Below are 22,693 nucleotides of genomic sequence, written 5' to 3'. Positions count from 1 at the left end.
TGTTAAAGTAGTTAACGAATTAGATAATACTGTTTTTTTGAGGGTAGGCACAATGACGACGTTAAAAGTATGGGATGGATTTATTAGATGCTTTCATTGGTTTTTAGTTGTAAGCATTGCAGTGCTTTATTTTAGTATTGAAGAGGGCATGATTGAACTTCACTTTATAGCTGGTTTTTTTACATTAGCACTAATTGCAACACGTTTAATATGGGGAGTTATTGGTAGTAGAACAGCTAAACTAAGTGCTCTTATACATTCTCCAAGAGCTGTTTTTAATAGCTTTAAAAGCTCTAAAAATACAATAGGGCATTCTGCGCCAGGCAGTTATATGGTGCTTGTGTTTTTTGCGCTGATAATAACACAGCTTGTTACTGGATTAATGAGCAGCGATGGTATTTTAACGGATGGGCCGCTTGTAGAATACGTGTCGAGTGATACGGTTGATTTTGCAAACTGGCTGCATCATCTTAATTTTGACATATTACTTTATGCTATTGGTTTGCACGTTTTAGCGATTATTTTTTATCGAATAAAAGGTAAGCCGTTAGTAAAAGCGATGATCACAGGTTCAAAAAATTTAAAAGAAGATGAACCACACACTATTGTGACTAAATCACCTTGGTTAGCATGGGGTATATTTTTTATATTGTTGTTTATCTTAATGATGACGTGGGGAAAGGAGCCTATTAATTATTTGTTTAGCTAGATTACGTTTATTAATTTGAACCTATGATCTCAATGCGCCCTTGTAAAAACGGCACAAAGTTAGTGCCGTTTTAGTAAGAAAACTAATTAGTCTTTAAATTGCTTATGGCAATCTTTACAGCCTTTTGCCCATGCGCCAAATGCTTTACCAATAATGGCTTTATCGCCAGATTGTGCTGCTACAGCTAGCTCATCGGCATACTGTTGAAACGCAGTTGCTTTTTTCATAAATGTATCGTTTTCAGACCAAACTGCATCTAGTGCAGATGTTTCGCCTTTATCGGTACCTTTGTAAAAAGCTTCCCATGGCATTTTTGATAATGCAGCTGCATTATTTGCACGCTTTTTAAATTGCTCTGCATCAAAAGGAATCTTTCCTTTTAACATTGAACCCATGTCGCTAATTTGAACCGAAATCATAGAAAACGCGGCTTGGCGGTATTCAATGGCATCGCTTGGTTCTTTGAATGCTGTATTTGCTGATACACTAAATGCACATGTTGATAATAACGCCCCGATAAATAATTGTTTCATTTCACACTACTCCTTTAAAGGTTCTTTAAATGTCTTTGTATCTTAGCTCGCACTTTAGTTCAAGGCAAAGCATACATATTACTTAAAACAGATTAATGAATCATGAAAATACTGATGAAGCTTATGTTTTTATTGTGAATGTTTGTAAACGCAGTGTTGATGATGATGCTTGGGTTGTGTACATTTGGTTGTCATAAAAAATAACTAATTAAAGAGCATTTATGAAAAGCAATATTTTTAAATTGTCTGCACTGTCTGCAGCGATAGTGATTTCATTATCTGGGTGCGGTGGCAGCGATAGTGATAACAATAGCAAAGTACCTGTTGTTACAGATGTAGCACCAAAAGCAAGTGACGTTGTTGTTACTGATTTAAAACAGTGGCTACCTATGACCGCTGACTTTAAAGCGAGTGATAATGATGGTGATGCACTTGTTTTTAGCTTTACCGAGAATGGCCAAGAAATTACCGCACAAAATGGTGTGCTTGAGTTTAGTCATGGCATATTAACGGTGGAGGGTACATCATTTACATATGTTTCTGTTTCTGGTGAAGATGCGACTATTGACTACACAGTCACAGCAAACGGCAAGACTGCTTCTGCAAAAATCAATATTTCAGGAGTTGTCGGAGATCCTCTCGCAAAGCATCAATGGCACCTGAATAATACAGGCCAAAAAGCATATTCTCTTAGTGATGAGGCGAAGCAAGGATTGATCGACTTATTTGTTAGTCGATTTGGCTTTACTGAAGAAAATGCAAAGGCAAAATTTGATGCCGACTTTGCAGAATCGGAAGCAAAAGAGTTAGTTGCTGGTGAAGATATGAACGTTTTATCAGCTTACGCGCAAGGTATTACTGGGGAAGGTGTAACAGCTGTTGTAATCGATTCTGGTATGGAGATTCGCCATGAAGATTTAATCGATAACGTGTTACCTAACCGTTCTTTAAACTTAGATGCGACTGTATTAGATCGTACAGATCCAACAAGCACAGCGAACAGTGGAGATCATGGTACGAGTGTTGCGGGTTTGATTGCTGCAAAGGGATGGAATGGGAAAGGTGGTCGTGGTGTTGCACCTGATACTGGCTTAGTTGGCATGAATTATCTTGGCGGTGATAAAATCCCACAAACCGAGTTGATGATCCATGGTTTCCCTGGTAGTGGTATTAGCACGACAGAAAATATTTCCGCATTCAACCGTAGCTACGGTATCACATTTCCAGCATTTATAGCTTATTCTGAATTAGACGAAACTATTGAGTCTTATCCGAATTTATACCTCCGTGATGGCAAAGGTGCGCTTAATATTAAATCAAGCGGTAACGCATTTAATGGAGATGAGAATGAAGGAACATTATGTGCCGATAATGGTGCAAATGAGTTAGGGTTAACTTGTTATAATGGTGCTTTTGAGCCTAGCCAAAGTCACCCTTATTACCTAAGTGTTGCCGCAGTAAATGCTAATGGTAAGCACACAAGTTACTCTACAGCCGGCGCTAATTTAATGGTTTCAGCTCCAGCTGGTGAAGCGGGGCGTATAGCTCCAGCTATGGTAACAACAGATCAAATGACTTGCATTAATGGGTATTCAGGCTTTAATGGTCGTGGTATTGCTGCGTGGATTAGTGCCTATGGGGAGAAATTTGCTGCAAGTCAATTTCCATTTGATTATCCTGGCCACGAAGATAATGCAAGTTGTAATTATACATCTACATTCAATGGAACATCATCAGCGGCCCCAAATGCTTCAGGTGTAGTATCACTGATTCTTTCAGCTAACCCAGAGCTTACTTGGCGTGATGTGCGTCACATCTTAGCATCAACAAGTACACTAATTGATGCAGATAATGCTGTTGTTAATTTAACCGTAGGTGCAGGTGAGTTTGCTGCCCATGATGGTTGGGTTGAGAATGCAGCGGGCTATAGCTTTAACAATTTATATGGTTTTGGTCGTGTTGATGCTGGTGAAGCTGTAAAAATGGCTAAAGCTTATAGCACCAACTTAGGTGAGCAGGTTATAACAACTTGGAACGGTGTTGGTTCCGTGGTTGCAGATAATGCCTTGGCATTAGAGATTCCTGATAACAGTGCGTTAGGTTTGACACAAAAAATTATTGTAAATGAAGAATTGAATATTGAAGCAATGCAATTTAAGTTTGATGTAAGTAATCCAGAAATGGGCATGGGCCTAGATGATGGGACGCAAACTTCAGCGGGTAGCGATTTAGCTATCGAGGTTACTTCACCATCTGGTACGAGAAGTGTATTACTTTCATCTAAACAGGCGTTATTCCTTCCTGCGCTTAGTAGCGACTTTACTTTTAATACAGGCTATATTTTAAAAGATGCAGTAATCATGTCTAATGCATTTTACGGTGAATCGACTAAAGGTACTTGGACAGTTCGCTTACTTGATACGAGCGCTGCTAGCTTTGCACTTGCAGGTAATGGTGACAACTATATAAGTGCAACAGGCATTACTAACAACGTAGCATTGAGTGTTTTAGAGGGTGTATCTCTTCGTGCATTCGGTCATGCAGGTCAAGAGTAAGGATTATAAGATGAAAGTTAAACAATTAATCGTATTGGGCGCAGTTGCGTGTATTTCGTTTGCTGCGACAGCAAGTTTGCATATTGATAAAGATATGCAGTTACCTAAAAAGCCAGTTACTAAATTGAAATTTGATAAAGCGGATTTTGGTTCTTATAAAATTGAAAAGAACTTACGCTTAGTTCCTTCGAGCGTAGCTTCAGAAGATCATGTCATTATGCAAAAGGGTGAAATGGCTGTAGTAAGCGTAGAAGGTTCATCTGACACTGTAACTAAGGGAACATTAGTACGTAATGTTTTTACTAATAACCTAACTTTATTGTCAGGTAATATTACAGTTCTTTTGAAAGATGGTATAGATGCAAATGATGCTGCTTTGGCTACAGGATTGAAAGTAATCTCTGTATTCCCAGGTACTCAAATTGCTGTTCTAGCTATAAATGATGGTCAAGATATTTTAGCTGCATCAGAGCAGCTAAAGATATCAGGCTTAGTTAAAGAATCTAAAATAGAGGTATTAGAGACAGTTTATACAGCGCAATAGCTCTTATATGTCAAAACCTCAGTTAAGTACTCTTTGCTGAGGTTTATTTTATTAATCATTTATATCAATATCAGCGAAAATCATCCCTCGACGCATACTGCGCGTTGCTAAGAATACCTCACCGAGTAATGATACAAATGCACATATTAGTAATGCCATTGCGCCAACAAAGCAACTTCCAATAGTGACGCCTAAATTAACCGACTGTATGTGCGATAAAAATAGCAACATAACCACTGCACATACCAACAGCGCGCTTAATACACTTAAGCTAAAAGCGATGTGTATGCAGCGAGAGCGCTTTAACAGTGCACGTAACTCGGTAGCTAGTGATATATTAAACTCCTCATCAGTGCTAACTTTTAGCTTTCGCTCTAGCTGTCGAGCTCTATCTGTAATGCGTGCTAAACGGTTTGACAAAACGCCTAAAGTCGCCGCTATCCCAGTTATTAAGAAGACGGGGGCTACAGCTGTTTGAATAACTTTGGCCATCGTTAAGATATTAATCACTTCATTATTCATATAATACTCACAAAAAGCTGGTTTTGTTTACAATCATTCACAAAAATATTGTTTAATTAACTTATTTTAAGTCAGTACGTTATATTTTTTTTGTAGCTATCAATTGTTGGTTGTAAATTTTTTGTAATTAAAGTGTTGATTTATTTGCTTTTAAAGACTTATATTCAACGTACAATTTAGTGTATTACAAAACACAATGATACATAACGTGTCTGAGGGAAAATAATGTCTAAGAATATAATAAAAAGAACGGCAATAGCGACTGCTATATCAAGTGCTTTTATGGTAACACTTACAAGTGCTGCTACATTGCCAAATGCAACAATTTTATCTCAGCCAGCTGAACAAATAAAAGACTTGGCTTCTGCCAAAAAAGAGCCTTCTGCACACATGATAGTGCTTCGTGCAACTACGGCTGTAGATGCGCAAGTAGCTGGGACTTACCAACAGTCAAGTCATCGTGAAATTACAGCAAATATTGAACAGCTTCAAGATGTGATGGCTATAGAGTTAAATAGTTTAGACTTTGATGCAAAAGTAATTGGCAAAACAAAAATATTAGCGCCGACACTTATTGTTCAAGCAACGCCAGAAGCCTTAGCTAAAATAGCGAAAGATTCTCGAGTAGCTAAAGTGCTACCAATGTTTGATTACGATTTACATGTGGCAGCTACTTCAGAGTATATTAATGCAAAGCCGCTTATAGTCGATGGTGTTGCAAGTGGTAAAGGCCAACGTGTAGCGGTACTTGATACAGGTATTGATTACACCCATAAGGCATTTGGTGGTCCAGGCACAGTTGAAGCTTATAACGAAGCGCAAGCAGATCCAGCGACGGTTACTTGGCCACAAGGTATAGTACAAGGCGGTTATGACTTTATTCGTAACGATGCTGACCCAATCGAGCATGATCCTGCTGTTGTTATTCCTGATGTAGATGAGCCAACTAGTCACGGCACGTCGTCTTCACACTCTGTAAATGGTATAGCCCCAGATGTTGAGATTTATGTTTATTCAGTCTGTGGCGGTGGCTGCCCTAGTGCAGCACAAGCAGCTGCGCTAGAAGCTGCTATGGATCCTAATGGCGATGGTAATATTTCTGATCGTGTCGATGTTATGAACATGTCATTAGGTGGCGAGTTTGGTGATACATACACAGGTGGTGGCACGCAGTACCTAATTCAACGCGCAGTTGATTTAGGTGTAAATATGGTTATCTCTGCAGGTAATGATGGTGACAACCCATTTCGCATCGGTGGTCCAAGTACAACGCCAAACGCATTATCTGTTGGGGCTATGACGCACCCAGCAACAATAGTAAGTATTGTGACAGGAACAGTTGCAGGTATCGAAGGTAATATCCAAGGTTCAGGATTTGGTTTTCTGGTTGACTATGCTATTTCAGGCGCTGATATTGACCTAGTTTACCCTGATACGAACCAAGATGGTTGTATTGATTTTGCAGCTGATGTTGATTTTACAGGCAAAGCAGTATTAATTGATCGCGGTACCTGTAATTTCACTAAAAAAGTGTTGAATGCACAGAAGCGTGGTGCTGAATTCGTAATGATTGCAAACAACGTTGATGATGATACTCCAGCGTCTATGGGTGGCAGTGATGCAGCTGTTACTATCAAAAATGTAGGTATTACTTTTGCCGCAGGTGCTGCTTTAAAAGCGCAATTAACTGCGGGTAATAAAGCAACATTTGATCTTGATGTAAAAGTTAAAACGACAGCGGGAGCCGTAGCAACATTCTCTTCTCGTGGTCCTTCGATGGATGGCTTACTAAAACCAGAAATTACAGCACCAGGAACAAGTATAATGGTTGCAGCAACGGGCACACAAGATAAACTAGCACCTGTAAATGGCACATCTTTTTCTGGCCCAATAACAGCCGGTGCTGTGGCAATGATTCGTGAAGCACACCCTGAGCGTAATGCATTTGAAATTAAAGCTACAATAATGAATGCGGCTAACCTCGATGTAACAAATAAACCACTAGCAACTGATCCTGATTCAGAACTTGCACCTATTAGTATGATTGGTGCTGGTTTGGTTGATGTAACTAAAGCGGTTAACTTACCTGTTGCGGCATGGGTTAACAATACTGAGTTTAAGACTAAACAAGCCGCTCTTTCGTTTGGCCTTATGAGTATGACTGAAACAAAATCGTTTACAAAAAATGTAACGGTTAAAAACTTTTCATCAGATTCTAAAACGTATGCTCTTCGCACTGAAGCGCGTTACCAAAAAGATGAAGATACAGCAGCAATTAGTTGGGATTTCCCTGCATCTGTAACAATCCCTGCTGGTCAAACAATTAATTTTGATGTTGTGCTAACTGTTGATCCAACCAAGCTTCCGGCATGGGAACTAGAAAACCCTTTCAGTCCTGAAGATATTGCAGCAAGAAGTGCAGCACTAACTTCAATTGAGTTTGACGGCGCGTTAGTATTTAATGATGCAAGAACAGATACAGATCATGATTTACATATTGTGTACCATGCAATGCCAAAAGCGGCAACGGCCCTGAGTGTGTCATCTCAAATTGTTAAAAATGAAATGGCGCTTGTAGTAGAGAACAGCGGACAAACAGAAATAAAACCATTTGCTGAAAACATTGCAGTTATGGGTGTTGAAAAAACGCTTGAAGAAGCAGAGTTTAATATTCTTGCAACGACTTTCTCTGTGCTTGCAGATAGTTCTTGTGATTCAGGTCTTTTTGCTACATCGTCAATTCAATTACGTGATCCATTAACACATGTATTCCAAGCAGGTTACAGACTTGAGATTGATACTGATAACGATGGCGTATACGACCAAGTAATGCAAAACTATAACGACCGTGGTCGCCGTACAGCATTCCCAGGGCGCAGTCGTACAGTCATTGGAACTACAGATGGTGCTGGAACTGACTCTTTAGCATGGGCTACTCCTATGTATCATTCAGCGGGTGAAAGTACGGTTACATTCTCTGCATGTACAAATCTATTTAATGCTGATTCGTCGTTAGTTGGTAAGCAAATGAACTTGAAAGTTTCTGTTGGTTACCCTGCTTACCAAACAGGTGTTTTCTCTGAGACAGACAGTGCTGAAGGTTCAACTATTTTTGGTGCCACTCCAACTGTAGCTCTAAAATCTTTAGCGACAGGCGAAGCGATTACATCAATTAAACCAGGTGAAAAAGCGATTGTTGAAGCGAGTAGCCCATTTGTATTATCGCAAACATCAGGCCTAGGAATTGTTAAAGTAATGACAAGTTCAGATCTAGAGCTTCCTGAAATTAAAGCACCGACACTCGTTGGTGGTGAGTTTACGGTTGTTGAAGATGCAGCTAACGGAACGGTTGTTGGTGCGTTAACGGTTACAGAATCTGATCTTGATTTAGATATTGCAGAGTATTATGTACAGTCTAATACGCATCAAGGACTTGGTGTAAATGCTGAGGGGCAAATCGTTGTAACAAATTCGGATTTACTATTAGGTGATTCATCAGCTGAAATTCAAGTGGTTGCAATTGATGTTCGAGGTAATACCTCAGAACCTGCTATGGTTACTGTGAGTATTACTAAGGTAGTGCCTCCAGTGGTAGTAGAGCCTACGAAAAAGAAAAGTTCAGGCTCTCTAGCTTGGTTAACACTATTGGTTGCACCTTTTGCATTTACGCGTCGTCGTAAGCAAAAGTAATTTTATAATCTGATAGTTATATAAAGGGAGCTTCGGCTCCCTTTTACATTGCTTCACAAACTTAGTAACTACAAAGTCTAATTTTAGGTATATTTAATTACTTAATAAAATAAATATAACAAGGACTTTAACTGATGAAGCGCACTTCCTTTACACTTGCTGCACTATCACTTGCTATTTTAAGTGGTTGTAATCAAGCCCCTGAAGATACTCAAAAAAATAATACACACGTTAAAGCAACCCAGGTAGCTCAAGTTGTTGCGCCTATTGCTAAAAAAGTACCACATGAAATGACAATTCATGGTGATACGCGTATAGATGATTATTACTGGCTGCGAGATGACGAACGTAAAGCGCCAGATGTCATTAACTATTTAGAGGCTGAGAATACGTATACAGAGGCGATGCTTGCACATACCAAGACGTTACAAGCGACACTATTTGAAGAGCTAAAAGGTCGAATCCAAAAAGATGACGACTCAGTACCAGTTAAAACCGGTGATTATTTTTACTCATCGCAAACCCGTGGTGATAACGAGTATGCGACTTACTTGCGTAGTAGTGATTTTGCCGGCACTGATCAACAGGTGATTTTAGATGTAAACGAATTGGCTAAAGATCACGACTATTATGCTGTGAGTGGGCTCGATGTAAGCCCTAATGGCAATTTAATGGCGTATGGGGAAGACACTGTTAGTCGCCGTGTTTATAGTGTAAAAATAAAAGATTTAACAACCGGTAAATTACTTGAAGACACACTTGAGGGCACCAACGGTGGTGTTGTGTGGGCAAACGATAATAAAACGATTTACTATATTAAAAAAGACTTACAAACTTTGCTAGGCTACCAAGTCTATCGTCATACGTTAGGCACACCGCAAGCGGATGACGAGCTAATCTACGAAGAGACAGATACTAGCTACTACATGGGTATTAGCAAAAGTAAAGACGACTCAGAAATTTACATTTGGCATAGCAGTACTGACGCATCAGGTGTATCGGTATTGAGTGCGAATGATACAAAAGCAATGCCTAAGCGTTTAATTGAGCGCGAAGCGGGTCTTGAATATGAAATATCGAAATTAGGAAACGCTTATTACATTGTCACTAATTTAAATGCTGTTAACTTTCAGTTGATGAAAGTCGATATTAATAAAGCAGGCGACAAAGCTAATTGGCAAAGTGTGATCCCCGCGCGCGATGATATTAAACTCGAAGGCATTGATTTATTTAATGACTACTTAGTTTATCAAGAACGTGAAATGGGACAATCAAAGTTAATTGCGCGTAATTTGAAAACAGGCAAAGAGCTTCCATTAAGCTTTAATGACAGTGCTTATACTATTGGCGCTTATGGTAATAACGATTTAGATAGCGATACGCTGCGTGTTTACTACACAAGTATGACGACGCCGGCTTCATCGTACGATGTGAACTTAGCTACCGGTGATAAAAAACTACTTAAACAACAAGCTGTATTGGGTGACTTTAATGCTGATAACTATGCCTCAGAGCGTATTTTTGTAACCGCACGCGATGGCATTAAAGTACCAGTAAGTTTAGTTTATCGTAAAGACGCGTTTAAAAAAGATGGCACAAATCCACTGTTGCAATATGGTTATGGTTCATACGGTGCAACAATGGATCCAACGTTCTCTAGTTCACGCTTGAGCTTATTAGACCGTGGCTTTGTATTTGCTATTGCTCATGTTCGCGGCTCACAAATGTTAGGCCGTCCTTGGTATGAAGATGGTAAGTTACTAACTAAAAAGAATACGTTTAACGACTTTGTTGACATAACTAAAGCATTAGTTTCTCAAAAGTATGGCGCAAAAGATGAAATATTTGCGTTAGGTGGTAGTGCTGGTGGCTTGTTAATGGGCGCAGTAGCAAATCAAGCGCCTGAGCTTTATAAGGGCATGGTTGCGGCTGTGCCGTTTGTAGATGTAGTAACAACTATGCTTGATGCGAGCATTCCGCTTACTACTAATGAATATGGAGAATGGGGTAATCCGAACGAAAAAGCATATTACGATTACATGCTGTCTTACTCGCCATATGACCAAGTATCGAAACAAGCGTATCCTAATATGCTGGTAACGACAGGCTTGCACGATTCACAAGTGCAATACTTTGAGCCTGCAAAATGGGTTGCTAAGCTGCGTGACTACAAAACGGATGATAATAAGTTACTGTTTAAAATAGATATGGAAGCAGGGCACGGTGGTGCATCGGGTCGCTTCAAACGCTTAGAAGATACCGCGCTAAATTATGCATTTATGCTTGATTTAGCGGGTATTAAAAAGTAGTTAATCTTTATATTTAAATAGATTTAACTTAATAAGGTGCTTTTTAAGGAAGCACCTTTTTTTGTGGCAAGTTAAAACTAAACATAGTGCCTTTACCTATCTCACTTTGTACGTTAATTTCGCTATCCATTAATTTTAATAACCCTCTACAAATAGCCAATCCTAAACCACCTTGCTGACGCCCCTCTTTATTTGAGTTACTTGCCTGATAGTGCGGGTCAAAAATAGCATTCAGCTCATCTTCTTTTATGCCTACGCCTGTGTCTGATACATGTACAAGTAATTGATTGTCATCGCTGCGTTTTACATGGACTGCAATACTGCCGCCACGAGGTGTATGCCTAATAGCGTTATCGATTAAATTACTTAATACACGCTCTAGTTTTGCTATGTCTGCTATAACCGGGAAATCACAAATTGCGGGCTCTACCGATAAACTAATACCTTTTTTATCAACGGCTAAACTAAATTTTGCAATACAATCATAAATGAGTTCGCCTAAATTAAAGGTTTCTTTGTTGATATTTATTTCACCATTTTCTAAGTGAGAAAGTTCAAATATTTGCTCTATTAATAGCTTTAATTGTCCACAATTATTAAGCGAGACGTGTAAGTACTCTTGTTGCTCCTTTTGGCTTAATTGGTCGCCTGATTGGTTTAATACTTCTAAAAATCCTTGCAGTGATGCAAGTGGTGTACGTAAGTCGTGTGATAAATGAGTTAATAGCTCTTTGCGTTGTTTATCGCCCTGTTCTAGTGCTTTAAACTGCTCATTAATACGGGTAAGCATGGCTTGGATACTGCGACCTAAGCTGTGTACTTCATTACTTTTCTGCGTTGAGAAGTGACTGAGCTTTGTATCGGTAAGGCTGTAGTTAGCTGCTTCAATATTACTCACATCACGGGCTAAGCGCTGAATTGGATTGGTAAAAAAGCGCAATAAGATTAGCATAGCAATGAGTAAAAATATTAATGCAGATCCAAGCCATAATGCGGCGAGCCATAGTTTGTCATTGTTTTTTATAGTGCTTAAGGAGGTATCGTAAGCTTCGCCACCAATAATTACATATAAGTAACCTTGTAATTTATCGTTATTAAAAACAGGCGCGGCGGAAAATATTTTTTGTTGTTCTTTATTACGTGGATTATCACCATATATTGGCGCTGCTTTAGGGTCTTGGATTAATTTTTTTAGTGGAGCCAAATTTATATGAGTACGCTTAACTTTGCCAGGCTTTGCCGAGTAAGTAAGAATCTTTCCGGTCTCGTCTACAAAATAAAATTCAAACGCAGGGCCTAATAACATTAAAGTATGAAAGAGGTTTTCTAGCGCCTTATAATCGTACACGCCTTCTTTTATTAGTGGATTATCTTGCACTAAATGTTCAGCTAACGCTAAATGCAGGTTTTGTTCAGCGTGATGTTTAGACGTGAGTTCTAACTGTTTGCTCCAGCTATAAACGAGTGCGCAAATAAAGCAAAAAATTACCACTAACGAGACCGCTAATTTTTGATACAAAGATAGTTTCATAATAAAGATCTTAATTAAGTTGGCTTGGGTTTAGCTTGTAACCAACACCCCAAACAGTTTCTATAATCGGCGCTTGTTGATGCGCTTCTAATTTGGCGCGTAAGCGGTTTATGTGGGAATTTACAGTGTGCTCGTAACCACTGTGCTGATAACCCCATACTTTATCAAGTAATTGCTGACGACTAAAAACATGATTTGGGTGGTGCGCAAAATAAACCAGTAAATCAAATTCCGTGGCGGTGAGATTAAGTGCTTGTTCGGCTAAATACACTTGGTGTGAGCTAAATTCAATATGCAGAGAACCCACAGTTAGTGTTTGCTCACTATCGACTGGGAAGTTATCATTATTTTGACTAGCGAGTAGTTGCGCTCTGTGGCGTAGCTGAGTTTTAACTCTGGCTTGTAATTCACGGGCAAAAAAGGGTTTGCAAATATAGTCGTCGGCGCCCATTTCAAGGCCAATAACTCTATCCATATCACTGCTAAGCGCGGTAAGTAAAATTACTGATGTAGTTGGATAATGTTCTTTTATTTTTCGGCACAAGCTTAAACCATCCATTTGCGGTAAGTTTATGTCGAGTAAAATAAGTCCGTAGGGATGCTTGGCTATTTTTTTTAAAGCAAGCTCTGCACTAACAACATGGTCAACATGTAGGTTCAATGACGTTAGCTGGGTGGTAATTAGTTTTCCTATTTCTCTGTCGTCTTCCACAATAAGTAGTTTTTCATAGCGCATAGTTTATCCTCGTAAAAAGGGGGGCGTCCATGCTCCCTTACTTCCCCATTACAAGCTGGTAAATTAACGCTTAAATATCGTTAATATGGATTACTGAGTTCGGGTAATGACAATTTTTGCCAATGGGTTATCAAACTTGTGTTCAGGGCTTAGTACTGAACTTGATAGACCGTCTTCATTGGTAACTACACCAGGGTGCCTTGCTACAAAATCAACATCATTGCGCGCTTCGTTAAAGCCTTCGCCATTATCTACAGGACCCGGTAATGTACCAGCTGCTTCTGTATTTGCTTCTGTACCAGCATCATAAGCAACCGTGGTGCGCATAATTGAATCACCAACAGCTAATGCAGATACATCTATAGCACTAAGACCGGTAAACCCATCATTTGTATTCACCATCATCGTGGCAAGCGATAATTTGAGTACTTCTACTGTGTCGGTAGTGATTGTGACTGTCGTGTTTGCGCCAGGCCCAACAGGGCCTTCGCTTGATGCATTGGCAATACCTTTTTCAAATGCTAGAAGTTGGCTGTTATCACCACCTTCAGCCATTGTTTCTAGTGCAACTGATGCAGGACTACCAATTTGCCATAGTGTACCGTCATGATGTGCAACTACAGCAATGGGCGAGAAAGGCTGACCAGCAGTTAAGTTACTTACGGTAACACTAAATGTATAGCTAACAGGAGTCGGAGTTGGCGTTGGTGTAACGACTTGTTCAGGCGTATTGTTATCGTTATCACCACACGCTGAAAGAGTCGATACAAACGCGAGTACTACGGCGCTTTTTTTGATATTTCGAAAAGATGACATAATAGCGCTCCTACTTAACCGTAACGGTTAGTTTTGCTACAGGGTTTAACCATCTATGCACGGTGTTACTTAAATCACTTTTGCCAGCAGCTAGATCGTCATCTCCCAAATTACCAGGGTGAATATGAATGTTAATATTGCTATCAGTACTTGTTAAACCCGCGCCACCAGTGCCTGCATTGCCACCTGGTGCTGCCGGAATACCAGGCGTGCCAGGTGCGCCAGAGCCATCTACTACAAGTTCATTATTTTGTTCTGTGCCTGCGTCATATGCGTTTAAATAAACAGTATATGTGCCAGCTTCAGTTGGTATTTTCCAGCTATCTAGGCCAACGAAGCCATCATTAGTTGGCAGCATCATTGCAGCTAAAGATAAATACTCATTACCATCAGCTGTAGTAAGTGTTGTCATTGCTGACGCGGTTGGGGCAAGTAGGCCTTCAGCTGGATTTGCTGCCATATCGCTTCCCGCAGCGGTTGCTTGTGCAACTAATTGAGCTATGTTTCCGCCTTCTGCCATAATTTGCAATGCGGTAGAGGCCTCTGTTGCAACTTCAAAAAGCTTATCTTCACTATCGTGAGCGGTTATAAGTACGGGTGTAAAGTGTATACCTTGGGTTAAGTTCATGACTTTTAAGTCTAACTCTGCGGCCATAGTCGATTGGCTAGCTGCCGCTAAAAGAGTTGCAATTGTTAATGTTGAAGCTTTCATTATTATTTCCTGTAAGTGATGATTCGAGCTAAGTATTGAATAACCGTCTCAAGAAACTCTCACAAACTTATCACTTTTTTATCACAAGACTTCACGCTGTGATTTTTAAAGATAAATACGTTGGTTGATTAGTGGACATTTGTTTAATTAAGAGGCAACATACATAAAACAAAAAGGAGCGTGTTGTGGAAGAAAATCAAGAGGTTAAACCAGTTAATAAAGATGACCGTACATGGGCTATGCTATGTCATTTAAGTGCATTAGCAGGGTTTATTGTGCCGTTTGGCTCAATAATTGGGCCATTAATTGTTTGGTTAATTAAAAAAGATGAAATGCCTATTGTTGACGTACATGGCAAAAAAGCACTTAACTTTCAGATAACTATGGCAATTGCTTACCTTGTTTGTTTTGTACTAATATTTGCGGTGATAGGTTTAATATTGCTGCCTTTAGTGGCAATTTTTGGGTTTGTAATGGTTGTAATGGCAAGTATTAAAGCCAACGAAGGTAAAGAGTTTAACTACCCGTTTAGTTTAAATTTGATAAAATAAACACACAGTTTATTTTTATACCAATTGCATTAAATTAGTGATCTATTATAGCGATAAGAAAATAGCTCAATAACAAGGCTAAAATTATGATACATAGTTGTTCTATATAAATAACTTTTAACGTCGTTAGTGAGTTATTTAATACGCTAGAATGATCATGTTTTTAACAAAATTGGTATTATAAACCCAGCCATAGGCTGGGTTTATACGTTTAGCCATAAGGGCATTATGCTGTATCTCACGTTATTTATTAGTGCGTTTATCTCTGCCACACTGCTGCCCAGCTCTTCTGAGGTGATCATGGTGGGGATGGTTACTCAAGGTGAAGTTGATTTATGGCTTATGTGGTGCGTAGCAACATTTGGCAATGTACTCGGGAGTTGCGTTAATTATTGGTTGGGTACGCAGGTACTGCGATTTAAAGATAAAAAGTGGTTTCCGGTGTCTGAAAGTGGCCTTGAAAGCGCACAAAAGCAATTTAATAAATACGGTGTCTATAGTTTATTATTTGCTTGGTTACCGATTGTAGGAGATCCGCTAACGGTGATCGGAGGCATATTTAAAGTACGATTTAGTCTTTTTTTATTATTAGTAACACTAGGCAAAGGCGCGCGCTATTTAGCGGTTATCGCCCTTGCCGTTGGATTCGAAAAACTCATTTAGATACAAAAGTTACTTCGCCCAATCAAGCGTAAGCGATACTGAATCAGCAAAACGCAATGCATGTGGTTTATCAACACGGGCTTTTGCGTAATGAACACTTGGGTGGGTATGGCAAACAGCAAGAATTTCGGCAACTAATTTTTCCAGCAATAAAAAGTGCCCTTGCTCTACTAAACTAATCACTTCTTTTGTGATCACTTTATAATTAAGTGCTTGCTCTACTTCATCGTTTTTACAGGCATCATCTGCAGGGTAGTGGATCTCTAAGTTTATCACTACGTCTTGCTTTTTTTCACGTTCTTCTTGATTAAAGCCGATAAAAGTACGTAGGCGTAAATTAGTAACGTTAATAATTGCATTAGCCATAGGTTAACCCTTTATAAGCTGCAAAAATTCGTTACGCGTTTTAGGATCACTTCTAAAGTTACCTAGCATTACTGACGTTCGCATACTTGAATTTTGTTTTTCTACACCACGCATCATCATACACATGTGCTTTGCTTCAACAATAACACCGACACCTTTAGCGCCAGTAACTTCTTCAACTGCTTTAGCGATTTGATGCGTTAGTTGTTCTTGGATTTGAAAACGGCGTGAAAACATATCAACAATACGGGCAAACTTAGATAAACCTAACACTTTACCGTTTGGGATGTAAGCAATATGGCAACGGCCAATAAAAGGCAGCAAATGATGCTCACACATAGAGTACAGCTCTATATCTTGCACTAAAACCATATCGTCAGCATCAGACGTAAACACTGCTTTATTGGTTATCTCATCAAGCGTTTGGCGATATCCTTGGGTTAAATACTCCATTGCTTTTGCTGCGCGCTTTGGCGTATCAAGTAAACCTTCGCGGTTAGCGTCTTCGCCTACTGCGGTGATTATTTTTTGGTAACTTTCTTTTAATTCATTATGCATAAATATCTCATTTTATTTAGCTTATTTACTTTAAGTGACGACCACCATCAATAGGCAAAGAGCGCCCGGTGATGTAATGGCTTTGCAGTAGTAAATCAATGCTATTGATAATTTCTTGGCATCCTGGTTCAATGCCCATTAATGATTTTTTTAGGGTTTTTGCGCGGTATTGCTCATCGTCATGCTCATTAAAAATAATGAGTGAGGGAGCCACCGAGTTTACTTTTATATTTGGCGCATATTTAGCGCTGAACGATTTAGTTAGGTTTTCAAGAGCTGCTTTACTTGCCGCGTAAGCTAAATGCTTAGGGCTGCCTGTTTCAACTACGTAGTCAGTAAGGTGAATAATATCGGCCGGAGTCTCCGTTACCTTTTGGTGCGCTAAAAGAAGTTCTGCGCACATCATATTAATTAAATACGGTGTTTTAGCGTGTATACGCATCATGTTGTCAAACAGTGCGGCGTAGTCAGGATTATTCGCCTCACAATCCCAGCTTGATGCATTATGCACAATTGCGCGTAATGACCGCGTGCATGTATTAAGCGTCTCTATAAATGTATTAATTCCTGCATCGGTACTAAAGTCAGCATAAATACACACCACACCTTGCTGCTCGAGTTTATCAACCGCATCATGGCGAGTACGGTATGTAATTATAACGTCTTTTCCTTGGGCTATATAATGCTGAGCTAGCGCTAAACCAATACGTTGGCCTGCGCCGGTAATTAAAATGGGCGATGTCATATAATGCAGTGTTCTCTTTGGCGGGTAATTAATAAATATTAGCGTGTTAATTTAATAAAATATACGCAGTCTCTTGATCTGTCGATCAAAAAAGCAATTAATCGCACCGAGCGCTAATTGCTTTATTTTATTAGTTGAACATTAATCGTAAATTGTCGGAATCGGTTGACGTTTATGTTGCGTTCGCTGATAGATGCTAACAAGTTTTTCTTCAACATCTTCAGATATTGATTTACCTTCTAAAAAGTCATCAATTTGCTCATAGCTTAAACCAAGAGCTTCTTCATCTGTAAGTCCAGGGCGATCACTTTCTAAATCAGCAGTTGGGACTTTATTAACTAGCAAATCAGGTGCACCCAATGCTGTTGCAAGTGCACGCACCTGACGTTTAGATAAACCAAAAAGCGGCGCTAAATCGCATGCACCGTCACCAAATTTTGTATAAAAACCAGTAATGTTTTCAGCACTGTGATCAGTACCTACGACTAAGCCTTGGCAAAAACCTGCAATTTCGTACTGAGCAACCATACGTTGGCGTGCTTTAACATTACCTTTAATAAAGTCGATTTGCGCTTGATCGGGTAGTGTTTCACCACAGCCAATTACAGCCGCTATAGCTTGCTCATGAAGAGCATCGGCTGCTGGCTGAACATTTACCGTCATACGTTTGCTTGGTTGAATAAAATCAACCGCCATTTGCGCTTCGTCTTCATCGGCTTGTACGCCATAAGGTAGGCGTACTGCTATAAATTGGTACTTGTGAGTGTTTTGTTCTTTATTCAGTTCGTTTACGGCTAATTGGCATAAACGGCCACAGGTTGATGAGTCAACACCGCCGCTAATCCCAAGTACTAACGATCGCGAATAAGCTGCTACTAAACGTGTTTTAATAAAACCTACTCGACGAGTTATTTCAGCATTTACATCAATCGTTGGCTGAACCTTCATTTCAGCCATAATTTCGGCGCGCATTGCCAGCTCCTTATTGTTAAATCAGTTTATACGCAATAAATTTATTATGTGACTTAGCGTATTTTAGTTAAAGCCCTAAATGATCTTTTATTTGGCGAAGCTCCGCTTTTAATTCGTCTATTTCTGCAAGCAGCTCGTCTAATTCATTATTTTTAAGCGTATCAACTTTTCGTATTGTCTCATTAGTTGTTAAGTTCGATGCTTGATCATCAAATAAATGTACGTAACGACTATCACGTTTACCAGGCTCACGGTCTAGTTTATTTACGTAATCATTTTTTATAAGTTCATTTAACGCGTTTTCTACTTCGTTTACGTTACTAAAATCGGCGAGTCTATTGCTGCGGGTTCTTAACTCCCCAGGGGTCTGTGCACCACGTAAAAGTAATAAACAAATTATCGCACGTTGTTGCTCAGAAAATTGCAGATTACTAAACTCGGTATTACAAAAACGGTGGTCGTATTTATTTACGCGACCAGAAAGCCCTTCATCTATTGTAACCAAGCGCATTTCAATTAGTTCGTCGAGTGCATTTTGTACATCATTTTCTGTAAGGTTTAAAACAGGATCGCGATTAGATTTTTGATTACACGCATTCGTTAGCCCATTTAAAGACAGTGGATAATGCTCTGGTGTTGTACTTTGTTTCTCTAATAAACAACCAATAATACGTTGTTGATTTGCTGATAACTGCATAAATAATCTTAAATGAATGACGTATTTTATTAGCTTACACTTTTATCGAGTACCAAGCCATTGCTGAAGTTTGGGTTTTAGATCTGCTAAATCTAGTGGCTTACTTAAATAGTCATCCATTCCCGCAGTTAAGCATTTTTCTTTATCACCCTGCATCGCATTTGCGGTTAAGGCTATTATTGTAATCTTTTTATTATGCTTGCCTGCATCGCCTTTTCTAATTGCGTGTGTTGCTTGATAGCCATCCATTTCTGGCATTTGGCAATCCATTAAAATGAGCTTATAAGGTTCGCCTTGCTTTGCCGTCAGTTTGTTAATTGCCTCAACCCCATTGTCGGCAATATCAAAAATTACTCCCATCTGCTTTAATAAAGCAGAGGCAACGACTTGGTTTATTTTATTGTCCTCCACTAATAATAGTTGTGGTGCTGATGAATCAGGCATTAGCGCTTTCGTTAATTTATTCTCTAATTGTGCTTGATGCTGTTGCTGCTCAATATATTTATCGTTGGTGAGTGAATCAAACAAGTCAGAAGGGGTAAGCGGTTTGAAAATCATGCAATCAAAATCCATTTCTAACTTTGAATCTTCTTGGGAATAGCTCATTGGCGCCATAATAATTAGTTTACAACTTTGCATCGTTATAAATTTTTTAAGCGAGGCTATATGTGATTGAGGCGCTTTTTCAAAAAAGTAATAATCAATTAAAATTGTTTCAGGACCATTTATTACCGTGTGTAAATAATCAAAAACTTGCTGGTAATCATTTATGCATTCAACGTTTGCTCCCCAGATAATGAGCTGTTTATTTGCTGTATTAGCATTTAAGTAGCACTCATCAATAATTAAAATATGTTTGTTTTTAATTAAATGACTTGGTAAGTCTTGCTCTTTACTTAATCTAGGTTGTATCTCTATTGTGAACGAAAATGTACTACCTTGGCCTTTAACGCTAGTTACACTCACTTCGCCACCCATCAGTTCACAAAGCTGTTTAACTATCGCAAGGCCTAACCCTGTGCCACCAAACTGACGCGTAGTCGATGCGTCTGCTTGTGTAAATGATTCAAATAATGAACTTTGTTTTTTAGAGTCAATGCCAATGCCAGTATCAATTACTGAGCATTGTAAGAATGAGCCATTTGTTGCTTCTTCAATTCTTGCGGTTATTATTACTTCACCATTTAAAGTGAACTTTACCGCATTACCAATCAAGTTATTTAGAATTTGGCGTAATCTGTTTGGATCACTAATTATTTCACTGACTGTAATTTGCGTCGCATCTAAAATAAGTTTGGTATTATTTTGTTCAACTTTTAAAGCAAATGATTCAACCACTTCTCCTAACAATCTCGGGAGATTAAATTGCACATTTTCAATGTTTAGTTTACCGGCTTCAATTTTTGAAAAATCTAAAATATCATTAATTATATTCAGTAATGATTGAGCAGATGATTGCGCAAGCTCAATATGGTGCTCTTGTTGTTGGTCTAATTGAGTTTGTTTTATGATATTGAGCATGCCTAAAACGCCATTCATTGGAGTGCGAATTTCGTGACTCATGCTGGCTAAAAATTCACTTTTTGCGGCAACGGCTTGCTCTGCAGCCTCTTTGGCTGTTACTAGTTTTTGCTCTGTCTCTATTCGTTGTTGGCTTGAATGTAAGCTGCCAATTAAGGCTGCGACAGCAATTAGAAAGCTTTCTTCGTTTTTAGACCAATAGCGTCTTAATTGACATTGCTCTGCACAAACAACCCCGATTGCCCCACTGCCTGCAGGAATAATCACACACAACATTGATTTAATTTCTAATGGTATTAAATAGTGGTTTTTGATTGGTGCAAGTGTTGGGTGCTGCAAGACGTTAGGGGCATTAAATACCGCAAGGTGATCTATTGCGTTAAAAAAATCGGGAATGTTTTTTCTGAGCCAAATAGGGTCAATGTTATCACTCGGTGCATGTGTGCTGTGTATGGCAAAAGGACTTAGTTGAGTTTTATCGTCATTAAAAAACCAAATACTCGCGCGTTTAATATCGAATGCTTGGCAGATTGATTGGGTAATAATGTCTTTTGATTGGCTTAGTTGCCCATTTAAGATTAATTTATTAACGGTAAGAGAGGCTAAAATTTCATTGTGCAGCGCGGTTTTGCTATTTTCTAATTCAATTTTTTTACGGATGTCGATATTTTGTAATGAGCCAAAAATACGCGTACTACGGCCATTTTTTCGCTCAGCTTCGCCATTTACAAGCACCCAAACAGATTCGCCTTCAGCAGTTATGACTTCTAGCTCAACTTCGTAGCTTTCACCATGCTTTATGGCACGTTCAATTAAATGTTTGATTGTTTCTCTGCTTAGGCCTTTTTTAAAGTAACTTAAATCTTTGGGCCATTCAGGTTGGGTTTGCAGAGGATATTTGAATAATTTTTTGGTCATATCGGACCAATACACTTGTTTAGTCTCTAAGTTAAATGACCATGCACCTATTTGAGCTAGGTCGCTCATTGTTTCGAGCATTTTTTCATTTTGTTGTTGGCGATTAAGCATTTTTAAAAAGAACATAAATGCCAAAATTAATAACCCACAAATAATCATCACGGCCAAGCGTAAAGGCCATATAGCTGAGCTTGGAGGGCTCCAACCGGCTTTTGGTGCAACATATAAATGCCAACTCCCGCCTTGAAAGTTTAAAGCAAATTCGAGGGGGGTTTGTTCAACAATGCGTGGATCGCCATAAAAAAACTCCCCTTTTTTACCTAAGCCATTGCGTCCTTGTATTGCAACTAAGTACTCTTTTTCAAGTTCATAAATCCCTGAGTTGCCATAAACTTTGCTAATATCGAGTACCACTGATAACAAGCCCCAAAACTCATGATTAGGTGGCGTATACACAGGTACTCTGGCTATTAATGCTTCGCCGCCTTGTACTAATGTTAATGGCCCCGCCATAATGATCGTGTTCGTATCGCGTGCTCTAATCGCATCTGCACGTTGATTTTTATTAGCTAAAAAATTAAGGCCGATTGCTTTTTCGTTTCCTTTTAAAGGGTAAGTCATCTGGATAATCATATTGGGTGCGCCGCCAATATTACGTAGTTCATTTGATGTATCGAACAAAGGAGCGGCAATTTGTTCAAAGCGTTCTTGTTTTAAATTAGGCTCTGCGGCAACTGCAACGGCTAAACCACGTACTAATTGAATATTAGAAACTAAAGTGGACTCGAGTTGAGCGCGATAGGTACTGACTTCTGACAGGATTTGTAGGCGGTAGGCATCTTTAACACGGTTATAGTTAATATTATCAAGTACAACACCGACTAAGATTGTTAGCGTCAGCGATAACCAAAAGGCAAGCTTAAAGTTATGGACATTTGTTTTACTGTTAGTCGGTGGCGACATTAGCTACATCGTGGTGTTAATTTAGGCAATTCAACTATAGCTAATTTATTACACAAATGAAAATGGCGCCGATCAATATGCG

At 39.1% G+C, this 22,693-nt stretch carries 19 protein-coding genes; 7 read left to right on the top strand and 12 right to left on the bottom strand.

Annotated features, from left to right (window positions below):
* Positions 1-52: 52 nt before the first annotated feature.
* Positions 53-709, top strand: a complete 657-nt coding sequence (locus H5119_RS11330) for a cytochrome b/b6 domain-containing protein (protein ID WP_182702305.1) — start codon at positions 53-55, stop codon at positions 707-709.
* Positions 710-795: 86 nt separating this feature from the next.
* Here the strand turns inward: H5119_RS11330 and H5119_RS11325 are convergent, their stop codons facing one another.
* Complete coding sequence (locus H5119_RS11325; RefSeq protein WP_182702304.1) at positions 796-1,242, bottom strand: cytochrome c; 447 nt, start codon at positions 1,240-1,242, stop codon at positions 796-798.
* Positions 1,243-1,463: 221 nt separating this feature from the next.
* Here H5119_RS11325 and H5119_RS11320 point away from each other — a divergent pair, with 221 nt between their 5' ends.
* Both H5119_RS11320 and H5119_RS11315 read left to right on the top strand, forming a co-directional pair.
* Positions 1,464-3,797 (top strand): S8 family serine peptidase, encoded by a 2,334-nt coding sequence (locus tag H5119_RS11320; protein WP_182702303.1) that lies wholly within the window; start codon positions 1,464-1,466, stop codon positions 3,795-3,797.
* A 10-nt stretch (positions 3,798-3,807) separates the two neighbouring features.
* A complete protein-coding gene (locus tag H5119_RS11315; protein WP_182702302.1) occupies positions 3,808-4,341 on the top strand; it encodes a S8 family serine peptidase in 534 nt (177 codons plus the stop codon).
* 51 nt (positions 4,342-4,392) lie between these two features.
* Here the strand turns inward: H5119_RS11315 and H5119_RS11310 are convergent, their stop codons facing one another.
* Positions 4,393-4,863: a DUF2721 domain-containing protein gene (locus H5119_RS11310; protein ID WP_182702301.1), complete on the bottom strand. Its 471-nt coding sequence runs from the start codon at positions 4,861-4,863 to the stop codon at positions 4,393-4,395.
* A 225-nt stretch (positions 4,864-5,088) separates the two neighbouring features.
* Between H5119_RS11310 and H5119_RS11305 the strand changes: the two genes are divergently transcribed.
* Both H5119_RS11305 and H5119_RS11300 read left to right on the top strand, forming a co-directional pair.
* Positions 5,089-8,553 carry a S8 family serine peptidase gene (locus H5119_RS11305; protein ID WP_182702300.1) on the top strand — a complete coding sequence of 1,155 codons (3,465 nt, stop codon included), beginning with the start codon at positions 5,089-5,091 and terminating at the stop codon, positions 8,551-8,553.
* A 134-nt stretch (positions 8,554-8,687) separates the two neighbouring features.
* Entirely contained in the window at positions 8,688-10,862 is a 2,175-nt protein-coding gene (locus H5119_RS11300; protein WP_182702299.1) for a S9 family peptidase, read from the top strand.
* 43 nt (positions 10,863-10,905) lie between these two features.
* On the opposite strand, the gene H5119_RS11295 is transcribed toward H5119_RS11300, so the two are convergent.
* The 4 genes from H5119_RS11295 to H5119_RS11280 form a co-directional block, all read right to left on the bottom strand.
* Positions 10,906-12,393: a cell wall metabolism sensor histidine kinase WalK gene (locus H5119_RS11295; RefSeq protein ID WP_138584875.1), complete on the bottom strand. Its 1,488-nt coding sequence runs from the start codon at positions 12,391-12,393 to the stop codon at positions 10,906-10,908.
* Positions 12,394-12,403: 10 nt separating this feature from the next.
* On the bottom strand, positions 12,404-13,129 hold the full coding sequence (locus H5119_RS11290) for a response regulator transcription factor (RefSeq protein WP_182702298.1): 726 nt from the start codon (positions 13,127-13,129) through the stop codon (positions 12,404-12,406).
* Positions 13,130-13,219: 90 nt separating this feature from the next.
* Positions 13,220-13,945: a spondin domain-containing protein gene (locus H5119_RS11285; RefSeq protein ID WP_182702297.1), complete on the bottom strand. Its 726-nt coding sequence runs from the start codon at positions 13,943-13,945 to the stop codon at positions 13,220-13,222.
* Between the two features lie 10 nt (positions 13,946-13,955).
* Positions 13,956-14,657, bottom strand: a complete 702-nt coding sequence (locus H5119_RS11280; protein ID WP_182702296.1) for a spondin domain-containing protein — start codon at positions 14,655-14,657, stop codon at positions 13,956-13,958.
* A gap of 185 nt (positions 14,658-14,842) precedes the next feature.
* Here H5119_RS11280 and H5119_RS11275 point away from each other — a divergent pair, with 185 nt between their 5' ends.
* Together H5119_RS11275 and H5119_RS11270 are read left to right on the top strand one after the other, a co-directional pair.
* A complete protein-coding gene (locus H5119_RS11275) occupies positions 14,843-15,208 on the top strand; it encodes a DUF4870 domain-containing protein (protein ID WP_182702295.1) in 366 nt (121 codons plus the stop codon).
* Between the two features lie 228 nt (positions 15,209-15,436).
* Positions 15,437-15,871, top strand: a complete 435-nt coding sequence (locus H5119_RS11270; protein WP_182702294.1) for a YqaA family protein — start codon at positions 15,437-15,439, stop codon at positions 15,869-15,871.
* 9 nt (positions 15,872-15,880) lie between these two features.
* Here H5119_RS11270 and folX read toward each other — a convergent pair whose 3' ends face one another.
* The 6 genes from folX to H5119_RS11240 form a co-directional block, all read right to left on the bottom strand.
* Positions 15,881-16,237: a dihydroneopterin triphosphate 2'-epimerase gene (gene folX / locus H5119_RS11265; RefSeq protein ID WP_077536589.1), complete on the bottom strand. Its 357-nt coding sequence runs from the start codon at positions 16,235-16,237 to the stop codon at positions 15,881-15,883.
* Between the two features lie 3 nt (positions 16,238-16,240).
* Entirely contained in the window at positions 16,241-16,795 is a 555-nt protein-coding gene (gene folE / locus H5119_RS11260; RefSeq protein WP_007377310.1) for a GTP cyclohydrolase I FolE, read from the bottom strand.
* Positions 16,796-16,820: 25 nt separating this feature from the next.
* Positions 16,821-17,540, bottom strand: coding sequence for a dihydromonapterin reductase (folM, locus tag H5119_RS11255; RefSeq protein WP_182702293.1), 720 nt, complete (start codon positions 17,538-17,540; stop codon positions 16,821-16,823).
* A 141-nt stretch (positions 17,541-17,681) separates the two neighbouring features.
* Positions 17,682-18,512 (bottom strand): ammonia-dependent NAD(+) synthetase, encoded by an 831-nt coding sequence (gene nadE, locus H5119_RS11250; RefSeq protein ID WP_138584197.1) that lies wholly within the window; start codon positions 18,510-18,512, stop codon positions 17,682-17,684.
* Positions 18,513-18,579: 67 nt separating this feature from the next.
* A complete protein-coding gene (locus H5119_RS11245) occupies positions 18,580-19,209 on the bottom strand; it encodes a YceH family protein (RefSeq protein ID WP_182702292.1) in 630 nt (209 codons plus the stop codon).
* A 42-nt stretch (positions 19,210-19,251) separates the two neighbouring features.
* On the bottom strand, positions 19,252-22,611 hold the full coding sequence (locus H5119_RS11240) for an ATP-binding protein (protein ID WP_182702291.1): 3,360 nt from the start codon (positions 22,609-22,611) through the stop codon (positions 19,252-19,254).
* Positions 22,612-22,693 lie beyond the last annotated feature (82 nt).

It is taken from the genome of Pseudoalteromonas sp. SG45-5, from assembly GCF_014164085.1.
Lineage (GTDB): Bacteria > Pseudomonadota > Gammaproteobacteria > Enterobacterales > Alteromonadaceae > Pseudoalteromonas > Pseudoalteromonas aliena.
This window is presented reverse-complemented; position numbering and strand designations above follow the sequence as displayed.

What these genes read in the sequence shown, in the direction of transcription:
- H5119_RS11330 (WP_182702305.1), top strand. Translation starts at nt 53, where the DNA reads ATGACGACGTTAAAAGTATGGGATGGATTTATTAGATGCTTTCATTGG.
- H5119_RS11325 (WP_182702304.1), bottom strand. Translation starts at nt 1,242, where the DNA reads ATGAAACAATTATTTATCGGGGCGTTATTATCAACATGTGCATTTAGT.
- H5119_RS11320 (WP_182702303.1), top strand. Translation starts at nt 1,464, where the DNA reads ATGAAAAGCAATATTTTTAAATTGTCTGCACTGTCTGCAGCGATAGTG.
- H5119_RS11315 (WP_182702302.1), top strand. Translation starts at nt 3,808, where the DNA reads ATGAAAGTTAAACAATTAATCGTATTGGGCGCAGTTGCGTGTATTTCG.
- H5119_RS11310 (WP_182702301.1), bottom strand. Translation starts at nt 4,863, where the DNA reads ATGAATAATGAAGTGATTAATATCTTAACGATGGCCAAAGTTATTCAA.
- H5119_RS11305 (WP_182702300.1), top strand. Translation starts at nt 5,089, where the DNA reads ATGTCTAAGAATATAATAAAAAGAACGGCAATAGCGACTGCTATATCA.
- H5119_RS11300 (WP_182702299.1), top strand. Translation starts at nt 8,688, where the DNA reads ATGAAGCGCACTTCCTTTACACTTGCTGCACTATCACTTGCTATTTTA.
- H5119_RS11295 (WP_138584875.1), bottom strand. Translation starts at nt 12,393, where the DNA reads ATGAAACTATCTTTGTATCAAAAATTAGCGGTCTCGTTAGTGGTAATT.
- H5119_RS11290 (WP_182702298.1), bottom strand. Translation starts at nt 13,129, where the DNA reads ATGCGCTATGAAAAACTACTTATTGTGGAAGACGACAGAGAAATAGGA.
- H5119_RS11285 (WP_182702297.1), bottom strand. Translation starts at nt 13,945, where the DNA reads ATGTCATCTTTTCGAAATATCAAAAAAAGCGCCGTAGTACTCGCGTTT.
- H5119_RS11280 (WP_182702296.1), bottom strand. Translation starts at nt 14,657, where the DNA reads ATGAAAGCTTCAACATTAACAATTGCAACTCTTTTAGCGGCAGCTAGC.
- H5119_RS11270 (WP_182702294.1), top strand. Translation starts at nt 15,437, where the DNA reads ATGCTGTATCTCACGTTATTTATTAGTGCGTTTATCTCTGCCACACTG.
- folX (WP_077536589.1), bottom strand. Translation starts at nt 16,237, where the DNA reads ATGGCTAATGCAATTATTAACGTTACTAATTTACGCCTACGTACTTTT.
- folE (WP_007377310.1), bottom strand. Translation starts at nt 16,795, where the DNA reads ATGCATAATGAATTAAAAGAAAGTTACCAAAAAATAATCACCGCAGTA.
- folM (WP_182702293.1), bottom strand. Translation starts at nt 17,540, where the DNA reads ATGACATCGCCCATTTTAATTACCGGCGCAGGCCAACGTATTGGTTTA.
- nadE (WP_138584197.1), bottom strand. Translation starts at nt 18,512, where the DNA reads ATGCGCGCCGAAATTATGGCTGAAATGAAGGTTCAGCCAACGATTGAT.
- H5119_RS11245 (WP_182702292.1), bottom strand. Translation starts at nt 19,209, where the DNA reads ATGCAGTTATCAGCAAATCAACAACGTATTATTGGTTGTTTATTAGAG.
- H5119_RS11240 (WP_182702291.1), bottom strand. Translation starts at nt 22,611, where the DNA reads ATGTCGCCACCGACTAACAGTAAAACAAATGTCCATAACTTTAAGCTT.